Source organism: Parasphingorhabdus sp. (genome assembly GCF_039968395.1).
Taxonomy (GTDB): domain Bacteria; phylum Pseudomonadota; class Alphaproteobacteria; order Sphingomonadales; family Sphingomonadaceae; genus Parasphingorhabdus.
Genome location: NZ_JBDVPV010000005.1, coordinates 1,071,617 through 1,097,936, shown reverse-complemented (window position 1 = coordinate 1,097,936; position 26,320 = coordinate 1,071,617). Strand labels below are relative to the sequence as shown.

Annotated in this window: 20 protein-coding genes and 2 tRNA genes; 8 read left to right on the top strand and 14 right to left on the bottom strand. The window is 52.1% G+C overall.

Annotated features, from left to right (window positions below; genetic code table 11):
- The first annotated feature begins 94 nt into the window (after positions 1-94).
- From ABJI30_RS16000 to ABJI30_RS15985, 4 genes are all read left to right on the top strand, one after another.
- Entirely contained in the window at positions 95-1,204 is a 1,110-nt protein-coding gene (locus ABJI30_RS16000) for an acyl-CoA dehydrogenase family protein (RefSeq protein ID WP_348017685.1), read from the top strand.
- Positions 1,204-2,412, top strand: a complete 1,209-nt coding sequence (locus ABJI30_RS15995) for an acyl-CoA dehydrogenase family protein (protein ID WP_348017684.1) — start codon at positions 1,204-1,206, stop codon at positions 2,410-2,412. Before ABJI30_RS16000 ends, ABJI30_RS15995 begins: the two co-directional genes overlap by 1 nt.
- 21 nt (positions 2,413-2,433) lie before the next feature.
- The gene (locus ABJI30_RS15990; RefSeq protein WP_348017683.1) at positions 2,434-4,158 is read left to right on the top strand and encodes an amidohydrolase family protein; all 1,725 of its coding nucleotides are present in this window, start codon (positions 2,434-2,436) and stop codon (positions 4,156-4,158) included.
- Positions 4,159-4,244: 86 nt separating this feature from the next.
- Positions 4,245-5,054: a universal stress protein gene (locus ABJI30_RS15985; protein ID WP_348017682.1), complete on the top strand. Its 810-nt coding sequence runs from the start codon at positions 4,245-4,247 to the stop codon at positions 5,052-5,054.
- A gap of 43 nt (positions 5,055-5,097) precedes the next feature.
- Here the strand turns inward: ABJI30_RS15985 and ABJI30_RS15980 are convergent, their stop codons facing one another.
- From ABJI30_RS15980 to ABJI30_RS15965, 4 genes are all read right to left on the bottom strand, one after another.
- Complete coding sequence (locus tag ABJI30_RS15980; RefSeq protein WP_348017681.1) at positions 5,098-5,751, bottom strand: helix-turn-helix domain-containing protein; 654 nt, start codon at positions 5,749-5,751, stop codon at positions 5,098-5,100.
- A 156-nt stretch (positions 5,752-5,907) separates the two neighbouring features.
- Positions 5,908-6,987 carry an AI-2E family transporter gene (locus ABJI30_RS15975; protein WP_348017680.1) on the bottom strand — a complete coding sequence of 360 codons (1,080 nt, stop codon included), beginning with the start codon at positions 6,985-6,987 and terminating at the stop codon, positions 5,908-5,910.
- A 13-nt stretch (positions 6,988-7,000) separates the two neighbouring features.
- Positions 7,001-7,744: an enoyl-CoA hydratase/isomerase family protein gene (locus ABJI30_RS15970; protein WP_348017679.1), complete on the bottom strand. Its 744-nt coding sequence runs from the start codon at positions 7,742-7,744 to the stop codon at positions 7,001-7,003.
- 143 nt (positions 7,745-7,887) lie between these two features.
- Positions 7,888-10,302, bottom strand: coding sequence for a TonB-dependent receptor (locus ABJI30_RS15965; RefSeq protein WP_348017678.1), 2,415 nt, complete (start codon positions 10,300-10,302; stop codon positions 7,888-7,890).
- 385 nt (positions 10,303-10,687) lie between these two features.
- On the opposite strand from ABJI30_RS15965, the gene ABJI30_RS15960 reads away from it, so the two are divergent.
- Complete coding sequence (locus ABJI30_RS15960) at positions 10,688-11,308, top strand: hypothetical protein (protein ID WP_348017677.1); 621 nt, start codon at positions 10,688-10,690, stop codon at positions 11,306-11,308.
- A 25-nt stretch (positions 11,309-11,333) separates the two neighbouring features.
- Here ABJI30_RS15960 and gmk read toward each other — a convergent pair whose 3' ends face one another.
- A complete protein-coding gene (gene gmk / locus ABJI30_RS15955; RefSeq protein ID WP_348017676.1) occupies positions 11,334-11,990 on the bottom strand; it encodes a guanylate kinase in 657 nt (218 codons plus the stop codon).
- Positions 11,991-12,133: 143 nt separating this feature from the next.
- Here gmk and ABJI30_RS15950 point away from each other — a divergent pair, with 143 nt between their 5' ends.
- Entirely contained in the window at positions 12,134-13,252 is a 1,119-nt protein-coding gene (locus ABJI30_RS15950) for an AI-2E family transporter (protein ID WP_348017675.1), read from the top strand.
- Here the strand turns inward: ABJI30_RS15950 and ABJI30_RS15945 are convergent.
- A complete protein-coding gene (locus tag ABJI30_RS15945) occupies positions 13,249-14,577 on the bottom strand; it encodes an MFS transporter (RefSeq protein ID WP_348017674.1) in 1,329 nt (442 codons plus the stop codon). The two genes, ABJI30_RS15950 and ABJI30_RS15945, sit on opposite strands and share 4 nt — an antisense overlap.
- A gap of 236 nt (positions 14,578-14,813) precedes the next feature.
- Between ABJI30_RS15945 and ABJI30_RS15940 the strand changes: the two genes are divergently transcribed.
- A tRNA-Leu gene (locus tag ABJI30_RS15940) sits at positions 14,814-14,900 on the top strand.
- Between the two features lie 341 nt (positions 14,901-15,241).
- On the opposite strand, the gene prfH is transcribed toward ABJI30_RS15940, so the two are convergent.
- From prfH to ABJI30_RS15900, 8 genes are all read right to left on the bottom strand, one after another.
- On the bottom strand, positions 15,242-15,859 hold the full coding sequence (prfH, locus tag ABJI30_RS15935) for a peptide chain release factor H (protein WP_348017673.1): 618 nt from the start codon (positions 15,857-15,859) through the stop codon (positions 15,242-15,244).
- On the bottom strand, positions 15,856-16,962 hold the full coding sequence (locus ABJI30_RS15930; protein WP_348017672.1) for an RNA ligase RtcB family protein: 1,107 nt from the start codon (positions 16,960-16,962) through the stop codon (positions 15,856-15,858). The genes prfH and ABJI30_RS15930 overlap by 4 nt, the downstream gene beginning before the upstream one ends.
- Positions 16,962-18,926: an AAA family ATPase gene (locus tag ABJI30_RS15925; protein WP_348017671.1), complete on the bottom strand. Its 1,965-nt coding sequence runs from the start codon at positions 18,924-18,926 to the stop codon at positions 16,962-16,964. Before ABJI30_RS15925 ends, ABJI30_RS15930 begins: the two co-directional genes overlap by 1 nt.
- Positions 18,927-19,211: 285 nt before the next feature.
- The gene (gene rtcA, locus ABJI30_RS15920; RefSeq protein ID WP_348017670.1) at positions 19,212-20,228 is read right to left on the bottom strand and encodes an RNA 3'-terminal phosphate cyclase; all 1,017 of its coding nucleotides are present in this window, start codon (positions 20,226-20,228) and stop codon (positions 19,212-19,214) included.
- Positions 20,225-21,025 (bottom strand): nucleotidyltransferase domain-containing protein, encoded by an 801-nt coding sequence (locus tag ABJI30_RS15915; protein WP_348017669.1) that lies wholly within the window; start codon positions 21,023-21,025, stop codon positions 20,225-20,227. The genes rtcA and ABJI30_RS15915 overlap by 4 nt, the downstream gene beginning before the upstream one ends.
- A 31-nt stretch (positions 21,026-21,056) precedes the next feature.
- The gene (locus tag ABJI30_RS15910; RefSeq protein WP_348017668.1) at positions 21,057-22,283 is read right to left on the bottom strand and encodes an RtcB family protein; all 1,227 of its coding nucleotides are present in this window, start codon (positions 22,281-22,283) and stop codon (positions 21,057-21,059) included.
- A gap of 510 nt (positions 22,284-22,793) precedes the next feature.
- On the bottom strand, positions 22,794-24,344 hold the full coding sequence (locus ABJI30_RS15905) for an RNA-binding protein (RefSeq protein WP_348017667.1): 1,551 nt from the start codon (positions 24,342-24,344) through the stop codon (positions 22,794-22,796).
- Between the two features lie 25 nt (positions 24,345-24,369).
- Positions 24,370-24,445, bottom strand: a tRNA-Pro gene (locus tag ABJI30_RS15900).
- 192 nt (positions 24,446-24,637) lie between these two features.
- Here ABJI30_RS15900 and rtcR point away from each other — a divergent pair.
- On the top strand, positions 24,638-26,314 hold the full coding sequence (rtcR, locus tag ABJI30_RS15895; RefSeq protein ID WP_348025461.1) for an RNA repair transcriptional activator RtcR: 1,677 nt from the start codon (positions 24,638-24,640) through the stop codon (positions 26,312-26,314).
- Positions 26,315-26,320: the final 6 nt, after the last annotated feature.

Here is a 26,320-nt window from a genome sequence, read left to right as displayed (position 1 = left end):
TTTATTGACAGGTTGTTTTTTGCCGGTTTGATGCGATAATTTCTGCGCATTCTGAGAGGATGCCAAATAGTAGACAAGGCTTGGAGAGGTGTTTGTGTCCATAATTTCGACCGAAGAGCGGGCGGCCATGCGAGACAGCTTTGCCCGGCTGCTGGCGGAGCATAGTGATGAAGATCATGTCCGCAATGCCATGGTTATGGAAGATGGCTATGATCATGATCTGTGGCGACTGATGTCGGATATGGGTTTGCTTGGCCTCATCATTGATCCCAAGCATGGCGGTATTGGCGGCGATGCCATATTGCTGGAAAGCTTGATGGAAGAAGCCGGCAAGCATCTGTTATGTAGTCCGTTTATTTCTACTTCCGTGTGGGCCGCGCGATTGCTTTCTGATGTATCTGACGCAGCCTTGAAAGAGGAATTGCTCGGTGCGATCTGCTCTGGGGACAAGATTTTTGCCGTGGTGGCAACGGGAGAACGCGGTCTGTGGACAGCGGACGATATCGCAGTCAGCGCATCGAAAAACGGCGAGGACTGGACTCTCAGCGGGACGGCTTCCTACATTGTACATGCAGCCGGAGCAGACACGTTGCTGGTTTTTGCGCGGACCGATAGCGGTTTAGCAGCATTTCTCGTTGACCCTTCGCAATCCGCCCTGACCATCTCCCGTCTCAAAGCCAATGACCCCACTTTACGATTGTCCAAAATCGACTTTTCCGATGTATCGGCTCGACATCTGCCGGGTATCGATGCACAATCCTACAGCACCGCGCTGGACCTGGCTCGGGTCGCGCTGGCGGGTGAACATGCGGGCGGTGTGAAGCGCATATTCGAGATCACCATGGACTATCTGCGCACGCGTCATCAATTTGGTCGTCAGATCGGCAGCTATCAGTCACTTAAACACATGGCGGCGGACATGCTGGTTGAAGTGGAATCTGCGACTTCGGCCGCGCAACATGCCGCACGGGCGATCGCCACGGAAGCCGAAGATGCACAGGCGCTAATCAATCTTGCCGGCTTTGCTTGTGCCGACGCCTATCGAGATGTCTCAGCAGAAGCGATTCAAATGCATGGCGGTATCGCCTATACATGGGAACATCCTGCACATCTGTACTGGCGCCGCGCGAGGACCGGGCTTTGGCTCTTTGGATCTTCCGATCACCATCGCGAGCAATATCTTGCTCAGTTGGAGGCAGCGTAATGGAAAACAATGTACGGGAATCCGAATTGGATCTCGCCACCGAGGTCAATGCCTGGCTTGATACGCACTGGGATGACGAAAAACGGTGCGGAAAAGGGATGGACAAGTCAGATCCCAAACCCTGGCTGGAGAAATTGCTGGATGCCGGCTATGCTGTGCCGACATGGTCTCCGGAATGGTATGGACGCGGGCTGAATTCCGCTCAAGCACGGACCATCGACAGGATATTCAGAAAGCGAAAGGTGATCGGACGATCACAGGATCGCTATAATCTGGGGGCTGTCACCGTCTATCGGCTCGGTAGTCCGGAGCTGAAAACAGAACTGCTGCGCGACATGTTGACCGGCAGTTTCAGCTGCCTGCTCTATTCCGAACCGAATGCGGGATCCGACCTCGCTGGTGTTCGTACAAAGGCGGAATGGCAAGCGGGCCCAGACGGCGGAGAATATGTAATTTCCGGCCAAAAGGTCTGGACCTCGAATGCCAACGAAGCAACTTATGGCATGCTTTTGGCCCGCACAGACTGGGATGTCCCCAAACATGGCGGGATCAGCTTCTTTATATTTCCAATGAAACAAGCTGGCGTCGAAATCCGTCCCATCAACCAGATCACTGGCGAGTCTGAGTTTAACGAGATTTTTATCACCGAAGCGCGTGTGCCTGCGCGCTTCATTGTGGGTGAACTAAACGGCGGCTGGAAAGTCCTGCAAACCGCATTGGCCTATGAACGGCTGATCATGGGCGAGGGCGCCACCGAGCGACAAGGCAAGGAAAAAAGCAAGCTGCCGCCGCTGGTCGAACTGGCCAAACGCCATGGCAAGCTGGACGATCCGGTCTTGCGTCAGAAAATCGCACAGGCAGTGGCCTATCGTCAGCTCAATGCTCTCAACATGCAGCGCGCCAAAGCGGAGATATTGGCCAATGGCTCGTCCTCGCTCATGTCGCTGGGCAAGCTGGCCATGTCCCGTATCCAGCATGGCGAAGCGAAAGTAGCGGCCGAAATTCTGGGCACCGCGAGCTTGCTGGATGGTGAAGAATTTACCGACTCTTCGGATATGAATTTCGATTCTGCCAAAGCCTATATGAACAGCATTGGAGGAGGCAGCGACCAGATTCAGCGCAATATCATATCCGAGCGGATATTGGGCATGCCGCGGGAAATGGAAGTAGATCGCAATATGCCGTTTCGTGATGTGAAATCCGGCTGACAGCAAGAGAGAGTGTGAATCATGACTGATTTTGATGTGCTAATTCGTGGCGGTTTGATCGTGGATGGAACCGGGAATGAGCCGGTTGCGGGGGATCTTGCAATCAAGGATGGCCGGATTGCGGCGATCGGCAACGTGACCGGAACGGCCACGCAAACGATTGATGCCGAGGACCGCATCGTCACACCGGGCTTTGTCGATGTGCATACGCATTATGACGGTCAAGCCGTATGGTCCGAAGAAATGGCGCCATCCTCTTCTCATGGCGTGACAACTGCAGTGATGGGCAATTGCGGAGTCGGCTTTGCGCCTTGCCGTCAGAATGATCATGATATGCTAATCAACGTAATGGAAGGCGTCGAGGATATTCCCGGTGTCGTCATGGCCGAAGGTTTGCCATGGAACTGGGAGACATTCCCTCAATATCTCGACGTTCTGGACAAGGGAAAGCGCGACATTGATGTTGCAGTATATCTCCCCCATTCCCCGCTGCGCGTGTATGCCATGGGTGAACGCGGTGCCAACCGCGAACCGGCCAATGCCGACGATCTGGCGAAGATGCGGGCCTTGTCGAAAGAGGCGATAGAAGCTGGCGCGATTGGCTTTGCAACATCACGGCTCAGTATTCACAAAACGGCCGATGGCGGAAGCATCCCGACATTCGAGACCGATGTCGAAGAACTCACGGCGATCTGCGGCGGTATGACGGATGCCGGTGGGGGTACATTTCAGATCGTGCTGGATGCCTTTGTCGGCTTCGACAAGGAATATCCGATCATCGAAACCGTCGTCGCGGAAACCGGTCGCCCGGCAACCTTCACGCTGGCGAGCGGAAATGATGCGCCGCCGCGCTGGCGCAACGTGTTGACGATGATGGAGCAATCCAATGCAACGAATCCCGAAAGCGCCGCCGTGACAGGACAGGTCATGCCGCGTCCGATCGGGATTATTGAAGGACTGGAGCTATCCGTCCATCCTTTTATCATGTGCCCCAGCTGGCAGAAAATTGCGCATTTGCCAGTATCTGAAAAGGTCGCCGCGATGCGCGACCCGGATTTGCGAGCGGCGCTGATTTCCGAAGAACCTGATCCCGGTCACCCGTTTAACGAGCTCGGCCGGAACTGGCGCTGGCTATACCCGCTCGACGATCCGCCAAACTACGCCCCGCCTGCTGAACAGAGCCTGGAAGCTTTGGCCGCTGCACGTGGATGCACGCCGCAAGATATCGCCTATGACCGCTTTCTTGATACCGATGGCAAAGGATTATTGCTGGGTGCGCTGGGTAATTACGAGAATAACAGTCTCGATTCCGTGCATGAAATGCTCAGCCATCCTAACTGCATTCCTGCTTTGGGTGACGGTGGTGCACATTATGGCGCCATTTGCGATGCCAGCTTTTCCACGTTTCTGTTGACCCACTGGGTGAAGGGCAAACAAGACAAGACAATCGATCTGCCTGACGCGATCCACATGCTCAGCCAGAAACCGGCCCGTACCGTAGGCTTGCATGATCGCGGCGTATTGAAGATTGGGGCCAAGGCCGATGTCAACGTGATCAACCTCGATGCCCTGACTTTGCATCTACCTGAAATCGTTCGGGATTTGCCTGCTGGCGGGCGGCGCCTGCACCAGCGGGCGAGCGGATATGACGCGACAATCGTATCCGGTGAAGTTATTCGTCTGTTCGATAAGGGCACGGATGCACGCCCTGGGCAGCTCGTTCGCGGGGCGCAAGAAGCAGCTTGAGAGGCTGGCTGAGTAAATTTGTTCCAGATCAATGCAACGCGGAGGGGACTCGATCAAAATAACCGGCAGTTAAAGAGGAGACTACCATGAAAACGATCTTGCTACACATTGGCGATGACAGCGGCCTGAAATCGCGTCTGCAGGTTGCACTTGATCTTGCAAGGGCGCACGAAGCGCATCTGACCTGTATGCAACCATCCATCCAGATCGCGCCTATGACATATGCTCCGATGGCAGGTCATTTTGTCGCTGACATCAATTTTACGGAAATGCAGGATCTTGAACGAGCACATCGCGAAAAGGTGGAAGCGCAGCTGAAATCAGAGGACGTGCCCTGGAGCTGGCAGGTCGGTCTTGGCGATCCGGCTTCCTTGCTAATCGAACAGAGCGGACTGGCGGATCTGTTGATCGTCAGTCAACAGGCCGGAAAAGGGGCAAAGGATAACGATCCCCTTCCGATTGCAGGCGATGTTGCCGTTCACGCGCACGCTGCCACGATGATCGTTCCCGCCGAGAGCAACTCTTTCGATTCCACAAAACCGATCGCAATTGCCTGGAACGGATCCAAGGAAGCTGCCCGGGCGATCCGGTTTGCGTTGCCGGCCCTGAAACTGGCATCGGATGTCCATATTGTTACCATTGATGAGGGCAGGGAACTGCCTCCGCTTGATGCATCGACCTATCTTTCGCGATATGGCATTGCTTCAAATCTCCATCAGATCAACGCAAGGAAACGCAAGGCTTCTGAAGTCATTGAGGAATTTGCTGCCGAAATCGAAGCCAGTGCGATCGTGATGGGAGCTTATGGCCATTCCCGGTTGCGCGAAACATTGATGGGGGGAGTGACCCGCGAACTATTGCACAAAAGCCGCTTTCCGTTGCTCATGGGGCACTGATCATTTGGGGATCTATACGGTCCGTAACCGGAGTTGAATATGTCTATACGGCCGTTTGTGCAGACGAGATCTGCGCGAGCCGTTCAGGCTCCAATATATTCACATGACGCCGGTCCGGAAGGTCGATCAGGTTTGAATTTTTCATCTGTGTCAACTGACGGCTGACGGTTTCAATTGTGAGTCCGAGAATATCAGCCACTTGCTGCCGCCCAAATGGCAATTCAAACTCGTTGAGTTGCTTGTCTGCCGTATCGCAACCGGATCCAGCGAGTTTTTGCGACATTTCCAACAGGAAGGTTGCGACCTTTTCGGGCGCGGACTTTCGGCCAAGCAAAAGCATCCACCGTCGGGCGCGATCCAGTTCATCAAGTGTCTTTTGCAGCAGCTTGTGTTCCATCTCCGGATGATCCGGTGCAAAGCGATCAAAATCAGTTCGGGAAAACACGCACAGCCGCGCGTCGGTTAGGGCTGTAACGGTATATTCGTTGGTGGTTCCAAACGGCCGACCGACGAAATCCGCCGGATAGGCAATGCCGATAATCTGCTCGCGGCCATCATCCAGCGATGTCGTCAGCTTGAATAGTCCGGAAACAATGTTTGCAACGATCAGTGACTGATCGCCTTCCCAGATCAGCGATTGTCCCTTTTCCAAGCTGATGGTCCGGCCTATCCTGCTGAACAGGCTCAGTTCGTCCATATCGAGGACCGAACAAATCGCATGGTTCCGAACAACACAGTTTTCGCAAGCATTCATGATGTTACCTTAGCGGTTTGGCAGAGCGGCGGCAATCGAATCCGGGAACCAATATTTGAACAGGTCAAACAGCAGCGTTCACATCGCCTTGATTTGTCATCATTGCGCGGGTTTGATTGATCGCTCCCCTCGGGATTGAGCGAAAATACTCCACAATGCGAGAAACAGGGCTGCCAGTAGGGGGCCGATGACGATCCCATTGAAACCGAGCAGCTGAATGCCGCCAAACGTGGAAATGAGGATGATGTAGTCCGGAATGCGGGTATCGCGACCGACTAGTATCGGTCGAAGAATATTGTCCACCATGCCAATTATGAAAAGTCCGCAAAGAACCAGCGTCACACCCTGCCAGATCGCGCCGGTTACGATCAGGTAAATTGCTACAGGAACCCAGACGAGTCCGGTACCGATTGCCGGAAGCAAGGACAATATGCCCATCGAGACCCCCCACAACAATGCTCCGCGTATATCGAGCAACCAGAAAATTGCGCCACCGATAGCGCCCTGCAGGATCGCGACGATCAGGCTTCCCTTTATCGTGGCCTGGATCACAGTCACAAATTTCTCAAACAGGATCTGGCGTTGTGCTTCTGGCAGCGGGATTGCGCGATTGACATGCTGGACCAGTGTTCTTCCGTCGCGAAGCAAGAAGAATGTGAGATACAGCATCACGCCCAGGGCGAGGAAAAATGAAAACGCGCTTTGCCCAATATTGATGAGTTGCCCGATAACGGATTCAAAACTACTTGCGATAAACGCCTCAACCTTGGCACGAACCGCGCTGAAATTCCCGATTCCATAGTTTTCCATCTGTTCCTGTGCCCAGAGCGGCAGAGTTCCTTCGAACGCACGAAACGCCAGGCCGAAATCAATCTCGCCGCTTTGGATGCGCGTATAAATGTCGGACGCCTCTCCGAGCAGCACGATACCCAATACGATTGCGGGGATGATGACGAGTGACACGATCAGCAGCAGCGTAAGTAGTGCAGCGCTGCTGGTGCGGCCCCGCATTAAACGAACAAATCGATCGTAAATCGGCAGAAACAATACCGCCATGACAACGGACCATATCACCGCCCCGAAAAAAGGCTCGATCAGGTAGGCAAAGGCAAACGAGACCAGAACGACAAGGGTGATCAGGAAGCCATTTTCGAGCCGGGATGTGGATTGATCAGACATCAGATACTGCGCCTCATTTGCCTTTTTTCGCGAAGGCGGCGATGCGATCCTGCATGTCCGGACCGACACCTTCAGATTCCATGACTTCCCACTGCAGGCCTGCATCCAGTGGACTCGCGTCTGTGGCATCCAGCAGGCGCTTGTTGGCCGCATGTGAGAAAGTGGAATTCGTCAAAATTTTCTGGGCGAGAGATTCAATTTCTGCATCAAAATTTTCATGCGGGACAGAATATTCTGCAAGCCCGATACGAACAGCTTCCTGCGCGTCAATCATGTCAGCCGTGAACATCAATCGTTTAGCGGTGGCAATACCTACCCGCCTTGGCAAGCGCTGGCTCATGCCCCAGACTGGCGTTAACGCCCATTTTGCGTGCGTATCTCCGAACCGTGCATTATCCGATGCGACTATAAAATCAGCAGCCAAGGCGACTTCCAGAGCGCCGGTATAGCAGTGTCCGTGCACCGCTGCGACAACCGGCTGTGGAAGTTTTTCCATCAGGCGCAACGTTTCGCTATGCCAGCCGCGCGAAGGGACCTCTTCTCCCTTAGAAATATCTGCCAGATCATGTCCTGCAGAGAAACACTTGCCGGCACCCCGTAAAATGACACACCCAATTTCAGCGCTTTTTGCAATTTCGGCGATATGAACGCGCAATTCACGGAACATGCCGACCGTCAATGAGTTCAATTTATCCGGCCGGTTCAGGGTAAGTAACGCAAGTCCGTTCCTGTCGTCGCGTATTACAAGATTGGTCATTTCTATGTTTCCTGCTGCCAAATATCGAATCTGGTTTGATATGAGCAAATCGCATTGCCCGGGGCAAGCTTAGACTGTCGCAAACAGAAAAAGCCGGGGCAGTCAGGGCTGTCCCGGCTCAGTATGATCAACGGGAGGGTTGATCAGAACTTAAAACCAGCCTCAACAAAGATCTGACGCCCGCGGTTTTGTGTGTGGGTTCTGTCACCGCCGGTGAATGGAGCATTGCCATTGGTATTTGTCCAGATTTCATCAGTCAGGTTTAGGCCAATTAATGACAGTTTCCATTTTCCATCAGGATCGCCGACCGAAATGGAACCGTCAAACGCTACATAGGATGGTTGTGTGTAAACAGTGTCAGTTGGATTGGTTAGATATGAGTCGGTGTAAGTGGCATTGCCGCTCAATCCAAACTCCAGTGTATCACTCATTGGCATTTTCCAATCGAACGCGATATTGCCTGAGAATTTGGGCGCGCGAGCGGTAGCGCGACCGTTCACAAGCGCTATCGTGCCATCAGGCCTAACGATATCTTCCTTGTACTTGGTGTCGAGATACGAGGCCGCACCAGACAATGTCAGTCCTTCAGCCGGCGTCTGCCATACCCAATCAATATCGATGCCCTGAGTGGTTACTTTACTCGCATTGAACGTTTGGAAGTTAAAGATTGCGATATCAAATTCCTGCACCTGCAGATTGTCGAACGCATAATGATACGCCACAGCATTGAGCGTAATGGTGCGATCAGCAAATTGTGATTTTATACCGATTTCACCGCCCTGAGATGTTTCAGAATCGAACCGTAAAGCATCTGCTGCCGGGCCGTTTATTGCTGGATCAGGGCTGTTCAGCGCTGACAGACCGCCTGATGGCAATGCGTTGTTATCTACTCCGCCAGATTTAAAGCCTGTCTTATAGGCTGCGTAGATGTTGACATCTTCCGACAGCTGATACTTCAAGGAGACTTCCGGGGACAGATTGCTATCAGAAAACCGGACTGGTCCGGCGAAAAATCCTGAAGACACAAAGCCAAACACCGCAGTGACCGTGCTGTGAACAAACGGGAAGGCAATTGTCGTGGATTTGCTCTCGTCAGTCCAACGCAAACCGCCAGACAATTCGAGCTGATCCGTAATGTCTATAGTCGCGCTACCAAAGAACGACAACGCTTCTGCCTTGGAATTCCGTTCTGCGTACCAATCGAAGGTTTCTCCACCTGGAATCGACGGACCGGCAATCCCGGCGGCGAATGCATTTTGCGACGTGCCATATGGTACGGAGCGATCTTCCCAAAATGCACCCAGCATGAAATTGAATGAGCCATCAAAATCACTGATCAAACGAAACTCTTGAGTGAATTGCTTCAACTCGTTCCGGAACGGTGCCATCAGGCCAGACGGGACTCCATTCACGTTTCCAGTATAGGTAAAATTGCCATTATACTCATTGAAAAGGTCGACATAGCCTGACACTGATGTCAGTTTTAATGTTTCAGTTAGGTCTAAATCCATGGCCAGACGGGCAAAGAGAATGTCAGTTTCGTTGTACGGCTGAGAAAGATCACGACCATCGCCGGTGGTTCCCGCTTGGACGGTATTTAAACGCGCATCACCATCGGCAAATGGGTAGAGTCCATCTTGAAAATTACAGCTATGGCTGGATGCGTAGGATCCACCGAAAACCGATGAGGTAGGATTTGGAGTTGCATTGGCGCAGCTTAAATCTGAATGACCAAGGATTGTTTCGCTATCTTGCTTATTGTAGTTTACTTTCAAATTTGCATTGAAATTATCCGTTGGATCCCATTGCAAGGTTATCCGTCCAATGAAGTTTGATATGCCCTTATTCTTGTCACGCGCAGCAACTTGCGGTTCCAGTTCAACATATTTTTCGATATCTTGGTACTGCGCCGCGATACGAATTCCTAATGTATCACTTACGGGACCAGAGATATATCCGCCGAACGTGTAGCCTTCTTCTTCAAATTCGTAAGATCCCTTACCACCGATTTCCCAATCCGCTGTTGGATTGGCTGAACGCAAAGAAAATACACCCGCGGACGCGCTTTTCCCGAAGTAAAGCGATTGCGGCCCTTTTAGAACGTCGATTTGCTCCACATCGAAAAACGCTGTTTGCAACAGACGTTGGGTGCTGACTTGAACGCCATCAATATCGATACCCACCGCAGAATCAAATGCCGAGGAAATATTGCTTGAACCCAGGCCGCGCAAACTTATCTGGGCACCAGCACCCGAGCCACCAATTTGAACGTTCAAAGTTGGAATTCGACCCTGGACGTCAGCGATCTCATTCACTTGATATGTATCGAGCGTCGCTCTGCTGACCGACGTAATATTGACTGGCGTTTCTTGAAGAGATTCAGCCTGAGCTCTAGCTGTTACAACGATCACTCTACTCTCATCGGCGTCTTCCGCCTCTTGAGCGAATGCTGGCGCTGATACTCCGCATGCTCCAATCAATGCAGCGGATGTCATCAGCCCAGTTCGAATTGCCGATGGCCTTTTGAACGAATCGTTACCCTGTGATGAAAGGTTCATTGTTTCTCTCCCTCAATGTGTGAGCTGCGTTTTTTGCAAACGCCGCTCCTGAAATCGGGCGGTTGATCCACCCCTATTCTCAAGCCAATTCTAGATGACGCTACGGCACACTCAACTGACCAAAAGATCAGCAGTCGAGTAAAACAGGTGCAATCCATCCCTTCAACGCCACTCTTTTTGATAGGGCACGACGGTCTCATGGACCGGATCAGTCAGCGAATAGGGGAGATAACGAGTGCCATTTATCGAAACGCCGGTGTTTTTCATCGAAATTCACGTTCGCCGATGGAAGCGACATCGTAGGCATGATTTTAATGATCACGTATCGGGATCTGGTTGTTAAACCGTGCCGGAATCTCGATGCGTGTTTCGTATAGGGGGATGGATGATGTTGTTGTTTCGCCAAGGTTTTGGGACGATCCGGCCTGCCGCATGGGCCAGCTCCTTCACCCGCAAGCATTTGGCGGCGGCTTCGGCCGTGATGATGCTGACATCTCCATCTCCCGCTTTTTCTCAGACTGCGACTCCGGCAACATCCACTCCGCCACCGAATGCTGCACCCTGTTCTTCTGCCGAGTATCGGGCCTTTGATTTCTGGATCGGCGAATGGGAAGTTACGGCAGCAGGAAATACCAGTCCGACCGCAACCAGCCGTATTACCGCGCAGCATGGAAGATGTGTTGTGCTGGAACAATATCGCACCGGAGGTGGTTATACAGGAATGAGCCTGAGTTTTTACGATGCCCCTCGCAAAGTCTGGCACCAGACCTGGATGGGGGCGGATGGAACGCCTCTACATATTGAAGGTGGATTGAATGCGGCTGGTGAAATGGTGCTGAGTAACGCCAACTGGCCGGGTTATGTGCCTGGCACGCCGATCAACCGGGTGACCTGGTCTCCAAATGACGATGGCAGTGTGCGGCAGAATTGGGAAACATCGAGCGATGGCGGAAAGACGTGGTCCGACGTATTTGACGGACGATATGTTTCGTCCAATCCTGATTAACCGAGTCAATCATCTGGCAATTTCGCTAGCCGGTCATCAAGTCTCTGACAAATCCGATCAATCCCGTCTGACGCGCACGCCGCATGCGTTCAGTGGCTAAAATCGTCTGAATTCTTTCAAAACACTGATCCAGATTGTCGTTGATCAAGACGTAGTCATAACCATCCCAATGGCTGATTTCTCCCGCTGCACGTTGCATGCGGCTATCGATAATTTCATTGCTGTCGGTAGCCCGACTTTCCAGCCGCTCCCGAAGCTCGGCCAGGGATGGGGGGAGAATGAATACACGCACGACATCCTGTCCAGCGCGCTGATAAAGTTGTTGTGTGCCCTGCCAGTCGATATCAAAAAGGACATCTCGCCCGTCCTCGAGGCTCTTTTGCACCGGGGCGGCTGGCGTTGCATATCGGTTGCCGAAAACGGTGGCATATTCCAGGAAGGCCTGATCGGCCACCATTTCTTCGAATTCATCGCCCTCGACGAAATGATAATCCTTGCCATCCTCTTCGCCAGGCCGTTTCGGACGCGTCGTCACGGACACCGACATGGCGATTTGATCGTCCGCCTCAAGCAGCATGCGCGCCAGAGTAGATTTGCCCGCGCCAGAAGGGGATGAAAGAACAAAAAGCAGACCTCTGCGGGTCAGTTGATCCTGGGGAATCGAAGAAATATCGTCGGCCATAGCGGCTATTGGCCGAGAAGAGTGCGCGACGTCAAGATCGTTGTGTCTCCGCCCGAACAGATGATGTGATGACAGTATGCCTATTTGTGTTTATCAGTCTGTTTCAACGGTTTCCGTCAGATGCAAGGATGGGGGACAGAATTATGATGCAGGGCCGCGTCAGCACGATATTTTTTTCGGTCGGCATAACGATCATGATCGGCTGGTTGTTCTACGTCGGAAAAGATATCATCTTGCCGATCGTGACCGCCATTATATTGCTGCAAATCCTTTATGCAGCCAGTGCAGCCGTGGCGCGGATTCCCGGTCTTGGGCGAACGCCGATGTGGTTGCGCGCGACGCTGGCTTTGTTCGGCGTTTTGCTGCTGCTATTTGCACTGACCCGGATGCTGGTCGCCAGCTTGCAGACGTTGGTACCTTCATTGCCTCGCTATCAGGGCAATCTGGAAAGTCTGTTCGCGGCCTGGTTCCCCGGACCGGCCGAACCGGATAGTCCGCAACCGGAAATGGCTGAAATGATGACATCGCCCTCGCTGATGATTGATCGCGGAAGCGAAGCGGTCGTCAAGGCCGTCAGCGAGTTTGCCAACAACGTGCTGACCGAGATTGATATTGCCGCAATCGCGCAATCGGTGCTGTCCTCGCTGACCAGTTTTGGCGGTTTCGTGTTCATTACGATATTATATGCATCCTTCATGCTGAGCGAGATTACCGGCTTTCCCGCCAAGGTGCGTCGGGCATTCGGCAGTGACAGCCAGTCCAAGGATACACTCAACATGATCGCGCGGATCAACCATGATATCGGTAGCTATCTGGCAACCAAAACGCTGATCAATGTAATATTGGGCGTCATTTGTTGGGTCATATTGGTGGTAATGGGCGTAGAATATGCGGCCCTTTGGGCAATCATCATCGGCCTGCTCAATTATATTCCGTATATCGGGTCCATCGTCGGCGTCGCTTTTCCGGCCATGTTCGCAGTGGCGCAATTTGGTTCACTGACCATACCATTGATCGCCACCGGACTGATGGCCGGTGCCCAAGTCATTATTGGAAACCTGGTTGAGCCGAGGATGCTCAGCCGATCCGTCAATCTCAGCCCGATGGTGGTTCTTGTCGCTCTTTCTGTGTGGAGTGCATTATGGGGCATCCCTGGCGCCATTCTCGCCGTGCCGTTCACAACGATCCTGATGATCATTCTCGCAGGTCGCAAGGGGACAAAGCCCATCGCGGCTCTGCTCAGCAGCGATGGAAATGTCTAGACTTCTGATGGTTCAACATAATCGGGCGGGGTGAGCAATATGGCCGCAACCAGCGATGCGCCAAGCAGCGCAGTTCCGATCAGAAACGCCAGATCGTAATTGCCGGTGGCTTCAAAAATATAGCCCGCTCCAGCAGGCACGGTGGCGACAAACGGGAGCAGCAATGGCGCAAAGACCGAATTGATTTTTGCAAAGCTTTTTTCGCCAAAGAAATTGCTGGTCAGGGCAGGGGTCAGTGTAAACATTCCCCCATAGCAGGCGCCGAATGCAAAACCTGCAATAGCCAGTCCCGGAAAGCTGGTGATGCTCCCAAACAGGAAGAAGCTGAACAACATGGTGACCATGATGAACGCCATGACCCAGCGCAGTTCAAACCGGTCTCCGATCCAGCCCGCCGGGATGCGTCCAGATCCGCTGCCCAGAATGAATATCCCCAGCAGCGAACCAATCTGCAGCGCCGAAACACCAATATCCGACAGGTAAAGCGCGCCATGGGTAAGGATAAAGGTCCCCGTTCCCAAATAGGTGATGTTGATGATCATCATAAGATATACAGTGCGCGAGCTGAATACCTGGCGCAGGGTCCAGTGATGCGCGCTGCGATAGGTTCGCGGCTTGGCGGGAGCTTTGTCATTGGGGGACCACGCCTGCGCAGGATCAATATTGTCCGGATATTGCCCGATATCACTTGGCTCGTTGACCAGAAATCTGGCGAGCACCAGAGCGATGACAAGAACTGCGAAACTCGTCATCCATCCCGATTGCCACGTTCCGAACGTTTCCATCACGCCCGCCAGAACCGGCTGGGCAACAAAACCGCCGGCGGCGCTGCCGGTGACGACGATCCCCAGCACGGTTGCCCTGCGGACGTTGAACCAGCTGATCGCCAGAGTATGCCCGCAAATCGGGCCCGTCAAAGCTAGAGACAGGCCGATCACAAAGCCCCAGATCAACGTCCATTGCCAGACTTCGGTTACCAGAAAAATGACAAGAAACAGGCCAGTTAACATCAACAGAAGACCGGCAGTCAGCGTATTGCGAACACCCCATTTGCCGATCATCCAGGCGGTCAGCGGATAGCAGAGGCCGAGCATGATGAAGCTCAAGCTGTGCGCAACAGAGGCTGATCCGCGGTTCCAGTCCATCGTTTCCACCATCGCAGGGAAAATCGCCGCGTAGGCGAAGTAGACAAAGCCCGAAGCTGCAAAATATATCAGGAAAAGCAGGGTGGTATTGTACCAGCCATAAAATTTGCGGCCGGGTACATCCTCGACCGCCTGAGTGTTTGCAGAGCCCGTCACAGAGCGTTCTTTCGGGGCCGTCAAATCATTCTCCTGCGCCATCTTTATGATGATCGAACCCCAGCTTACAGTAACGCGGTCGCGGTGCAACGTGACAATTGTGATACTGATCAGACAGAACCTACCTGTCCGCTATCGACACCTTCGAAGAGTTATCTTCGAAAAGCCCCCTGACATAAATCGACGAACGGACCGGAATGGGGGTGCTATCCTGTTGACAAGATCAAACGGTCTGGCTTAAGGCCCCGCTTCTATCCCGTGCCCAGATGGCGGAATTGGTAGACGCGCTAGCTTCAGGTGCTAGTATTCGCAAGGATGTGGAGGTTCGAGTCCTCTTCTGGGCACCAGATATATGTTCGCAAGTGTTCGTCAAAGCTTGCAAAAATCTGCAATAAATAGACATATCATGGACCGTCAGTGTCCGCCGGTGTTTGCGTACAATCGCGATATATTGGGGGCCACTTCAGAAGTAAAATTTTTGAATTCTATTAAATTCAGTGGCTTAATATCTGTAGTCGAGTCCCCTTCTGCATTAAAAACGCAGGCGGAAACAGGTGGAAAACTAACAATGTGATTCCCAATGAAGGAATCCAAATGCCCTTCTTTGAATGGACAAATTGTACAATTTGTATCTGCCGTTGCATCTTCAACGTCCCTGAATCCCGATAAAGATTAAGAATATGTCTGATCACTTCAACTTGAATTTATGGCCTTCATAGCAACGTACTTCGTTTCCTTTCTCGAGCTCTCTACTTTGTTGCCATAAACCCTGCTTAGATCTGCTCAATTCCATTTCTTTCTGCTCTTCAAATATCAGAGCCAGTTTCATGCGAGCTATTTTCTTGTTGGCAAATTGAGATCGCTGATCCTGCGATATCGAAGATACTCCCGTTGGAATATGAGTGGCACGCACTGCGCTGTCGGTTTTGTTAACATGCTGCCCGCCGGGACCGGAGGCACGGATGGCTTGGTACTTGATATCGCCATCTTGCAATTTTGGGATGTCATCAAAATCTGGTGCCCGTTTTACTCCGACATACCAGTTTTTGCGTTTGTGTCTGGACCGAAATGGGCTTTCTCCAATCCATCGGATAGTGCCCGTTCTTTCCGCCGCGAATGTCTCACAGCCTTTTCCAGTTACCGACAGAAGTAGTGATGCGGACGCCTCTTTAGCATCATGAATAATTTCACAAGAGAGCCTCAAGGCACTGGCTTCTTTCCGGAATGCTTCTGCCAGCCGGAACACAACCCATTGACATTCTTTTGGTCCTTGTCCCGCCGTTATATGCAGGATGATATTATTCATCTGCGCCTCGTTTTATAAGTAACAATAGGTCGCAAAATCGCGACGACCTCTATCAATCCAGCTTGCGCCAGATCATCAATCACCCTTTCTATATTTTTATAGGCTTGCGGAGCTTCTTCAAAAATCAGGTTCCTGTCTTCGCAAATCACGCGGCCACCCAAGTCCGTGCGTTCCAATTCAGATAGCTTGAATCGTTTGCCGAGCTTGGCTTTCGCATCTCCCCGCGTCCATTTCCGGCCAGCTCCATGGGCCAGCGAATAGAGAGCCAAGTCCGCTCCCTCGGTTTTTGGAGATACCAGATAGGTCATGGTTCCACGCGACCCGGGAATGACAACCAATCCTTTATCAGAGGGAGCGGCTCCTTTCCGGTGCAACCAGCCGCCTTCGTGCGGGGTCACACTATTGTGGAAGATATCAAGTTTTCGATCAGCCTCTGAACCCAGTCGGCCAAGGAACCGTTCCGCAATGATATTGCGGTTCAACTCGGCCCAACGCATTGCCTGATCATGTTTGCCGCGATAGGCATGGAACGCGCCGCTTTGCACGTCTAAACCTTGGGTGTTGAACTGGCGGATATGCTCTTGCAAAATCGCCTGACCGAGCCCCCGAGAGCCACTGTGAACGAGCAGCAATATCCGCTGATGATCAAATCCATGATCGCGAAAAACGGCTTCATTGAGAATGCTATCGACACGTTGGAATTCTGCAAAATGATTTCCTCCGCCAATAGTTCCCAGTGTTTCTCCATCCAACTCGGTTGGTAGATTTGCATCAGCAAGTCTGGAGTGATGATCGCCGCCCCACGGCGCTTCCAGATCGGTCAATTGCTTCACTACCTTATCCAGTTTGAATTTTCTTTCTGGCAGGTCTGTTTGCCAAAACGCCATCCCGCAACCAATGTCGTTCCCCACAAGGTGCGGATAGACATAGCTGCGCGACCAAAAGGCTGCGCCAATGGGTATGCCTCGCCCTGCATGCAGGTCGGGAAGACCAACAGCCCGTTCAATCCCTTCCAAGCTTGCCGTCTGGTTCAATTGGTCAATCGCCTGTTGATCGATCCAACTTTCGCTGGATGCAATGATATGAACATCTTTACTCACCATCAAAATCCAATTCTTTGGCTGCTTTCTGGTTTCAACTCGGATTCATGCTGTAAAGCGGTCAAAATGGCATTGCCATCTTGCTTTGGTTGATGGCGCAACTGCCTTTTCACAACGGCAAAATCTCCAGGCGTCAGGTTCCGTATGTCCGATAGATCTGAGGGCGGATTGATGTCGAAGAACTTCCGGAAAGCCCTCTCCAGCAATATCCCACCCAAGGGTTTGAGTTCTACTTTGAAATCAAAACGCCGCAAAGTCGCAGGGTCCAATCGCGCAGCATTATTTGTCGCCGCTAAAACCGGAAAGTCGTGCCTGTCGAGCCAGGACAGCAGTTCATTAACCTGTCCGACCTCCCAATTGGCATTTGCCGAAGCGCGATCGAACATGAGAGAATCGGCTTCATCAAAGAACAATATCCCCTGATTTTTGTGCGCATCCATAAACGCGTTAGCAATATTTGCTTCCGTTTCTCCCACCCATTTGGATAGCAGATCAGATGCGCGCTTCTCCAAAAGCGGTTTATCCATTTTACGAGCAAAATGATGAGCAAGCGCAGTTTTTCCGGTACCCGGTGGGCCAGATAACAGCAACGACACATCTAGAAATTGCCCATTCGCAATCTGCTCGATAAGCGGGGCCAAAGGTGGGTCTGACTGATAGAGGGTCATGTCAATCGGCGAGTTATGTGCAATCGGTAGCTCTCCACGTCGCAGAGCCTTTACCAGTGATGTTGCCGACTGGCTGCTTTCCGATTTTGCGCCGGCCAAACGCGTCGCTCGTGCTGCTGTTCGCAAAACGGTTGCTGTTTCAGGGGCCGTTTCAACAAGCCTCTGTACGGCCGGGGAAACAGCAACTTCTTCATCGCGCGCAACTCGCGCATATATTCGGGTGCTGGTTTTTCGGGAAGGATAATCCAGTTTCAGGACATAGCTCATCCGCCGGATGATCGCGTCATCAACGTTCCCGATCGCATTGGTTGTCCAGATGATAGGAATTGCGTTGGTTTCCAACAATCGATTGACAAACACTTTGCTGCCATCGCGCTGGGCCATCCAGTCTCCGCCTCCGGGACGAGCGTTACCGATAAAATCTTCCATCTCATCAAACAGCAACATGACGTCGCTTTTGCCGTCCAATACCCGTTGCGCCAACGTCAGCGCATTCACGCGATCATAGCGATCAGGTTCTTCGCCATCTTCATCTACTTCACCAACAGCATGCAGTCGGACATTCGCCGCTGTTGCAAGAACGCGGGCCAATTCAGTTTTTCCGGTTCCCGGCGGACCGTGGATGAGTATGTTGATACCTCGCGCTTGTTCCTTTGCTGTGCCAGCGATCAAATCGCGCATAAACGGCGCGTCATCGACGTGCTCAAAATCAACGAATTCAAGAGCTGTTGATTGCCTAGGACCTACCAGCGCGTCGACGAGGTTTTCTCCTAACGCTGGAGCGCGATCGAGTAGTTTTTCGAGCGCCCATTGGACTTCAATTCGTGTTTCGCCATATCTATCTGCTTGAAAACCGACCAGGCCTAATCGCATAACCGGGCTGCGGCGCACGAACCGAATGGCGTCATGGCATTCGGCACCGGACAATTCTCCCAGCAAGATCGGAAGATCGAGCCCGCTGCTTGATGCAATACCGACAAGAGCGTTAATGCGTGGCAGCCGATCGCAAGCGATTAGCAGCGCAAGGAGCACATGATCCTGCTCATTGAGCGCCAAAATATCCGCCAATCCGTCTGCCAATTGCATGACGTAAGGAGTCGGTGTTTCGGGCAGCCGCCAGTGCCGGATTGCCTCCATCAAGGCCGCCCAATTCTTCATTTTCTTTTTGCGAACGCCCAGGTCCAACCAGCCCATGTTATTGAGCGACCACTCCAGAAGCGCTTTTGCAATCGGCGCTTCCGCCGCCGCGTTTTTGCCCATATGCAGCAGCATGCTGCGGGCGATTTGAAACTCGTTCATAATATCCCAATTTCCAACGAACACAGAACCACACGCAAAATGCGCATGGACCGGGTTCGATCAAACTATTTAGTTTTTAAGGGGTGCGGCTTTGGGTTTCAGGCCCAGCCGCAGCATATGGGATATGCTAGGGCAGAGACCGGAAATCGCTGGGCCGTGAGCCCCAATTTGCGAATTTTTCCAGCAATGCATTTCTCCAAAATATGTCCACACAAGTGATGCGAACGACGGACTAGTTAGCCATTATCATTTGAAAATCAAGAAAATAATTTCAAACGTAACCAGTTAAGTCGAGGAACGGACAACAAATACGCCGCTTTCCTGCTGATCAAATTCGAACTTCCGTCCCGTGAAACGCTCGATAATATCCGCTCCAGTTCGCGCATGTTGGCTCGGTTTCACTGTCGTGAACGAACCGCCTCCGGCAAGAGCAAATGGCACCAGCAGTTGATCCGCGAGATAAGGACCGGCAAAAGCTTCACTCTCCATATAGCCCTTCATCCTGTTGGCAGCGGTTTTAGCCAGACGTTCAGCCTTCAAACCCAGCTTGCCAAAGCCGCTCACAATCTCTGTGACCTGGTCATACTCGGCCTCGAGGAGCAGGATATTGCCCGGCCCCTGATCTTCAGGAAGTTCCCGCACGCCAATCGCATCTTCATCCCAGCCGAGAACCTTGCGCGCAGCCTTAACCTCACGCTCCGCTATCTCAAACGGTAGTCCGGCAAACATGGCAGTCCCTTTGACCGAACGCAGCGCGCCGCGATCTAAACTCTCGATCCGCGTGAGTGGAGATGGTGTGATATCAATTTCGATCTTGCCGCCACCGCGCGGATAGAAACCATGGCGCACCAGCCGCGCGGAGACCGTTGGTCCCATGCGGTTGATGATCGGCAGGAAAGATCGTTCGATGAAATCGTAAGGTGGTGCCATCATGTTGTGCGTGCCGCCTTCCAGCGTGATATGCGAAGGACCGTCTGCAAATAGCAATGGCGGCAGTACCGTTTGGAGAACCAGATTGGTGCTACCAGCGGTGCCAACAGCAAAGTTATAGTTGCCAGCCTTTACCGCGCCGGGACGGAAAGTGATTTCCGATGTCCCGATATCAAGGCCTTCGCAGGTCGACTCGCTGATTGCGCAGGCAGCCTCGATAGAGGTAACATGCTGCCGCATCATTCCCGGCTTCTCGCGCTTACCGCGAATATCTGTAATTTGAAAAGACTGTCCAGTGACAAGCGAAAGCGATGCCGAGGTTCTAAGAACCTGACCGCCGCCTTCACCTTCTGAGCCGTTAATTTTAATCATGAGTTCACCAATTCCAAAAATATTTTCTCTGCGCGCGCGTTAAATCTGTCATCGTTGTCGGATCGACCGACGACTTCCGAGGCACGCCCCAATTCATCATTTATGAACAGGTCAATTGCTGGCTTTCGCATTCCATTGCTTTTTTCGTTCGTAACCTTCTTTGCCTCAACCAGCTCGTCAATATCCGCAACCAAATCCCTTGATATGTTGCTGGCGTCAATCAACGCTTGCAGATCCATTGGCGGCCGCTGTCCGGGATTTTTTCGCAGAAAACGGATTGCCAATGCAGGCCGCAAAGAATAGAAATATTTCTTCACGGGGACATCCTGATCCTTTGCTATCCAACGATTAGCATTATTGCGTCCCAGATTGGCGTAGTGATGTGCCAAAGTCCGGCCATCCAGAACGCCATCAGCTAGGCTTCCCAATGCCGCGATGACGGAGTGATCCTTGCGATAACGGATGGGCGATTCAATCCATTCACTGATCACAGCGTTGGATTTCAACAGCAGGCCAAGCGCTTTGCGAATGTCCCAGCCGTTGAGATCAATTTCATCAACAATCGGTTGTTCAATCACATCGCGTCCGGGGCTGAGAGACAAATACCAATCGCGTTTCCGGACAAAGACGAACCGCACATCATAGTCGCTATCGGGCGAAGGAAATCCCCATGCGCGCGATCCTGACTCGATCGCCATCAAAATACGTACATCGTCTTCCGCTTCGATTCTTGCCAGTCGGCTTTCAATCTCCGATTGGACGTTTGCTGGAATTCCATCAGTTTCAATTCGCGACATGACACCCTCCCAAAAGCCGGTGTGTGAAGAGTTACCCCTTCACACACACAACCTGTTTCAGCGTATGGACAATCTCCACGAGATCATCCTGTGCGGCCATGACCGCTTCGATAGGCTTGTAAGCCTTGGGCGTTTCATCGAGTACGCCGATATCCTTCCGGCATTCTACGCCTTTGGTATCTTCGATATGCTCTTCGATACTAACCGCTTTCTTGGCTTCGGTCCGAGACATGACCCGTCCGGCACCATGGCTGCAGCTTTCAAAGGATTCCCGGTTACCGAGACCCCGGACGATGAACGATTTCGCGCCCATTGATCCTGGGATAATACCCATCATGCCTTTCGAAGCACGCACGGCACCCTTCCGGGTGACAAGCACATCTTCGCCAAAATGCCGCTCCCGATTGACATAGTTATGGTGACAGTTAATCGCCTCCATCGCCGCATCAAACGGTTTTGCAATCTGGCTACGCAGTGCCTTGATAACGTTTTTCATCATCATCTGACGGTTTGCTGCCGCAAAATCCTGTGCCCATCCAACCGCTTCGACATAGTCATCGAAATGGTCGGTCCCTTCCGGGAAATAGGCGAGGTTCTGATCCGGCAGATTGATATGCCATTTGCGCATATCTTTCTTGGCCAGTTCAATAAACTGCGAGCCGATGGCGTTACCCACGCCCCGAGAACCACTATGCAGCATCACCCAGACCCGGTCTTCGGTATCGAGGCAAATTTCAATAAAGTGGTTGCCTGTACCGAGCGTGCCGAGATGCTTGATGTTGTTGGTGTTCTTGAACCGCGGATATTTGTCGGTAATCCGGTCAAAGCGTTCAGATAGCGGCGCCCACGCATCAGTAATCTCGCTTTGCGGATCACCCCATGAACCTTTGTCCCGCTTCCCGCGCCCGACCGACCGGCCATGCGGCACTGCGGCTTCGATAGCGCTCCGAATGCCCTCCAGGTTATCCGGAAGGTCACTCGCCATCAGCGATGTTTGAGCGGCCATCATGCCGCAGCCAATATCAACACCCACGGCGGCAGGAATAACAGCACCCTTGGTCGGAATAACCGAACCAATGGTCGCGCCAATACCAACATGGACGTCAGGCATCGCAGCCATATGCTTGAAGATAAACGGCATCTGTGCCGCTTTCGAAAGCTGGACCCGTGCGCCATCATCGACCGGAACACCGCGTGTCCACATTTTTATCGGATGGCCGCCTTCAACGTCCACAAATTCATATTTCATATCGACCATCGCAGGTCTCCTTTTTATTTTCATACGCTTGATAGCGGTGTGGCGACAAGGTGGTGATGAGACATTCTCAGCCATCAATCCGATCCATTGCTGGATCGACGCTGATCGCCGGGGAGGGTTCGAACCTCCTTTGATACCATGTAGTCCCACCGGCATTCGCCAGCTATTTCATTTAATTTCGATATCCAGATCTAAAACCAGAAGTCACGGCGACAAGGATTTGAAGAGATTGTTTCCCGCTCTACCTCCTGAGCTACAGGCCCCCAAATGATGGACCTGACGGGACTCGAACCCGCGACCTGGCGATTTGCATTCGATGTAATCCCTTCGGCATTCGCCGTAAAATAACGTGTGGACCGTGACGACAAGTTTCGGTGAGACAGGCGTCCTTATGCTACGTTTACCGTTTGGCGGATTCGAACCGCATCTCCCAAAACTGGTTCGGGCGCATTACTCGTCGGACTTTTACGGGTGGATGTAGTCACACCAGCATTCGTCACGATCCCATATTTAAACCTCCAATTCTTCAATTTCAGTAACCCAATCATGTTTTTCCTCATCGCTTGCAAATCGCGCGATGGTGTCAAACACGGCATCGGAAAACCCGCCGACATTCAAAATGTCTTTACGTTCCTTCGCTTGGGTCGTTCCGTATGGCTGCAAGTCGATGCAAACCAGTTTGGCTTTGGGATTTCGGCTTTTCAGCTTCTGCCATTGCTTCATGGTTTCCGTCGATCCGTAGCGAGTGTCATCAATCCAGCTTTCATTGTCAGAGACAATGATCACGAGATCAACATCTGCCTGACGTTTGTTTAGCAACTTCAATGGCGCTGAAACATTTGTTCCGCCGCCGCCAAGGTCGCTAAGCCGTTTGGCGTTCACTGCAACCCGTGCAAACGGATCAAGGTCAACCGAAACAACCCGCTCTTCAAAAGGCATTAATGTTGCCGAAGGATTCCGGCGCAACACCGCCGCTCCGACCAAAGCTGCGACATCGACGCATTTTACTGCTGTCGTTGCACCAATACGGTGACCGGTTACCGCTGATTGCATGGACCACGATACATCAGGCGCGACAACCACATTACCTTCCATCACGGGCACGTTAGCCAGAGATTTCTCAAGCGCTATTTCCAATGCAGCTTGCACTTTCAGCGGAACACCATCACCAGCCGCATTCAACGCCATAAGGAGCTGATATGGCATGATACGGGCGCGCTTGATAGCATCTGCATCTTCCAAACGAGCCGCGACCATATCCGTTGCACCCTTCACACCGAAGGCGCCATTGCGGGCCAAAGTGTTCAGATTCATCCGCAACGCCTGCCAGCCCATGCGCTCGGCTAAAAGGACCCAGCGTTTGGCTGTCAGATCATACGACGTAAGCCATTGGAATGGAACGTCCGGAAGTTGCCGTCCGATATCGCTTTTCCACAACTCGAACTCCTTTAGCTGCGTCGGCAGTGCTTCGACATCATAAGGGCGTCCAATCAGCCAGGCATAAAATGCCTGACGTTCAGATGAAGCGGGTTTCGGATGCACCATCTTGACGATATCCGCCAACGAGGGGTCATTACCGGTTGAAGCCCGGATCAATTGTTCAATCGTTGCATTTTCCAGCCATTGTTTGACCAGTCGTTTTGGGCGTGAGCCCAATGATTTACGGCCAACAGCTCCGGAACGCATGATTTGCACAAAGTTACGGAGCATCCGGCCATTGTCGATCGTGCGGTTAAACACGGATACGGCAAGGTCGGAATCGGCAACCGTCAGATAAGCAGTAAGCAGCGCGGGCATGTCCTTCATCGCGCCGCGTTTGCGGGCATAAAGTGCCGCCTTTGCTAGAAAAACAGGATCTACTTTTTGAGCAACAGCCAGGACATCAGCAAGCTGCGTCTCGGCTGAAGCATAAAAGGCATCATTGAGCGTTCCCGTCGCAGCAAGCTGCGCCAGTTGGTGCTTTGGTTCATAGGCATAGGCGACCGCGCCTTCACGGTTCGTCGCGTCCGTGCCTGGTGAATATTTTCCGAATACGGAAGCAAAAAGACTTTTGTTAGCCATGTGCATCTTCCCTTCTTTCAAATTCTGGTCAGGACGGCTGGACTTGAACCAACAACATCATGCTTCCAAAGCACACGCTCTACCAATTGAACTACATCCTGGTGCTCAAACTTCTTGGGGAACCCTCGGGAGCGGCTGGCCCATTCCAGCCGCTCCGGTTTCCGCCTCATCCGCTTGACCATGTTTGCTCAATCAATCGGACAGCCATAACATTGCAGTGACTGTGCCAGTTTTACGTTTTTCAATGAGGAATATTTTTAAGCTGTTGAATTAAATGAGATAAATTAGATATTTTGGATATCTCTCATTCCTGCAATTTGCATAGCGTTTCAAATTTATATATATCATTAGATAATATTTTATCCTATAAGATAATAATGAAACCTCTCGTCGTCATTGGATTTTTGGGCTCCACGCTCGATGCAGCAAAGTTTGGGCCGTCACGGTGGAATAAATGGCGGCCATCCCTGTCGATAGCCATGCAAGAAGATTTGCGCATTGACCGCTTCGTCCTTTTACATGGAAAGCTACATAGTCGACTGGCCGATCAAATTGCGGAAGATATTGAATCAGTCTCACCCGAGACCACGGTTGATCAAAAGTTTTTGGAATTTGACGATCCGTGGGAATTTGAGGAAGTCTATGGCAAGCTTCTCGACTTTGCGCGGGACTATCCATTTGACCCTGACAAAGAAGATTATCTGATACACATTACCACTGGCACGCACGTGGCACAAATTTGTCTCTTCCTGTTAACCGAAGCGCGCTATTTGCCTGGTCGTTTGCTGCAGACACAACCAGGCGGGAGTGTGAAGGGCAATGTTCTTGGCCGTGTCAGCATGATAGACTTGGACCTTTCCCGTTACGACAGCATCGCGTCGCGCTTTTCGATCCAAACGGCAGAGGATTCTTCCTTCCTTAAGTCCGGTATCGAAACGAAGAACCACGCCTTTAACACACTTATCGACGAAATTGAGCAGGTCGCCGGACGATCTAAAGCGCCGATCTTGTTAACCGGTCCAACCGGCGCCGGCAAAAGCCAATTGGCGCGGCGGATTTATGAACTCAAAAAACTGAAGCATCAGGTTTCAGGTCGCTTCGTCGAGGTGAACTGCGCGACGTTGCGCGGCGACAGTGCCATGTCGGCTCTATTCGGCCATACCAAGGGGGCGTTTACAGGCGCTGCGTCGGAACGTGCAGGATTGTTGCGCACCGCGGACAACGGCATGCTGTTTCTTGATGAAATCGGTGAACTGGGTGCGGATGAGCAAGCCATGATATTACGTGCGATCGAAGAAAAGCGGTTTCTACCAGTCGGTGCAGACAGCGAAGTAGAATCCGATTTTCAATTAATCGCGGGGACCAATAAAGACCTGTCCGAGGCTGTGAGCAACGGTCTCTTCCGGGATGATCTGCTCGCACGCCTGAACCTTTGGACATTTGCCTTACCAGGTCTTGCCGAGCGCAAAGAGGATATTGAGCCCAATCTCGATTATGAGCTAGACCGCTATGCTGAGCGAGAAGGAAGCCGTGTCACCTTCAACAAAGAGGCTCGAGATCGGTATTTGAACTACGCTACTTCTTCCCTTGCAAAATGGCCCGGTAACTTCCGTGATCTCGCTGCCAGCGTTACGCGTATGGCCACCCTTTCACCGGAAGGCCGTATTGACCGGTCTACAGCCGATATGGAAATCGGGAAGCTAAACCGACTTTGGGATAACGGCGCAATCGCTGACGCCGACGGCTTGGCAAAGCTGTTAGATTATGAAACCTTAAACGCCCTTGATCCGTTTGACCGCGTCCAGTTGAATGAGGTCATCCGCGTCTGCGGGGAGAGTAAGAATATGTCGGAGGCCGGGCGGACATTATTCGCGTCATCCCGCAAGCGCCGGAAGAGTTCCAATGATGCCGATCGCTTAAAAAAATATCTCGCGCGTTTTGATCTCAATTGGCAATTGGTATCGAAATGAAAATCG

Bases quoted from the DNA above. Each gene is read 5' to 3' on its own strand.
- ABJI30_RS15950 (WP_348017675.1), top strand. From the start codon at position 12,134: ATGATGCAGGGCCGCGTCAGCACGATATTTTTTTCGGTCGGCATAACG.
- ABJI30_RS15910 (WP_348017668.1), bottom strand. From the start codon at position 22,283: ATGGTCGATATGAAATATGAATTTGTGGACGTTGAAGGCGGCCATCCG.
- ABJI30_RS15960 (WP_348017677.1), top strand. From the start codon at position 10,688: ATGATGTTGTTGTTTCGCCAAGGTTTTGGGACGATCCGGCCTGCCGCA.
- ABJI30_RS15925 (WP_348017671.1), bottom strand. From the start codon at position 18,926: ATGAACGAGTTTCAAATCGCCCGCAGCATGCTGCTGCATATGGGCAAA.
- ABJI30_RS15965 (WP_348017678.1), bottom strand. From the start codon at position 10,302: ATGAACCTTTCATCACAGGGTAACGATTCGTTCAAAAGGCCATCGGCA.
- ABJI30_RS15970 (WP_348017679.1), bottom strand. From the start codon at position 7,744: ATGACCAATCTTGTAATACGCGACGACAGGAACGGACTTGCGTTACTT.
- prfH (WP_348017673.1), bottom strand. From the start codon at position 15,859: ATGAATAATATCATCCTGCATATAACGGCGGGACAAGGACCAAAAGAA.
- gmk (WP_348017676.1), bottom strand. From the start codon at position 11,990: ATGGCCGACGATATTTCTTCGATTCCCCAGGATCAACTGACCCGCAGA.
- ABJI30_RS15980 (WP_348017681.1), bottom strand. From the start codon at position 5,751: ATGGACGAACTGAGCCTGTTCAGCAGGATAGGCCGGACCATCAGCTTG.
- ABJI30_RS15975 (WP_348017680.1), bottom strand. From the start codon at position 6,987: ATGTCTGATCAATCCACATCCCGGCTCGAAAATGGCTTCCTGATCACC.
- ABJI30_RS15915 (WP_348017669.1), bottom strand. From the start codon at position 21,025: ATGTCGCGAATTGAAACTGATGGAATTCCAGCAAACGTCCAATCGGAG.
- rtcA (WP_348017670.1), bottom strand. From the start codon at position 20,228: ATGATTAAAATTAACGGCTCAGAAGGTGAAGGCGGCGGTCAGGTTCTT.
- ABJI30_RS15995 (WP_348017684.1), top strand. From the start codon at position 1,204: ATGGAAAACAATGTACGGGAATCCGAATTGGATCTCGCCACCGAGGTC.
- ABJI30_RS15990 (WP_348017683.1), top strand. From the start codon at position 2,434: ATGACTGATTTTGATGTGCTAATTCGTGGCGGTTTGATCGTGGATGGA.
- ABJI30_RS15985 (WP_348017682.1), top strand. From the start codon at position 4,245: ATGAAAACGATCTTGCTACACATTGGCGATGACAGCGGCCTGAAATCG.
- ABJI30_RS15930 (WP_348017672.1), bottom strand. From the start codon at position 16,962: ATGGTGAGTAAAGATGTTCATATCATTGCATCCAGCGAAAGTTGGATC.
- ABJI30_RS15905 (WP_348017667.1), bottom strand. From the start codon at position 24,344: ATGGCTAACAAAAGTCTTTTTGCTTCCGTATTCGGAAAATATTCACCA.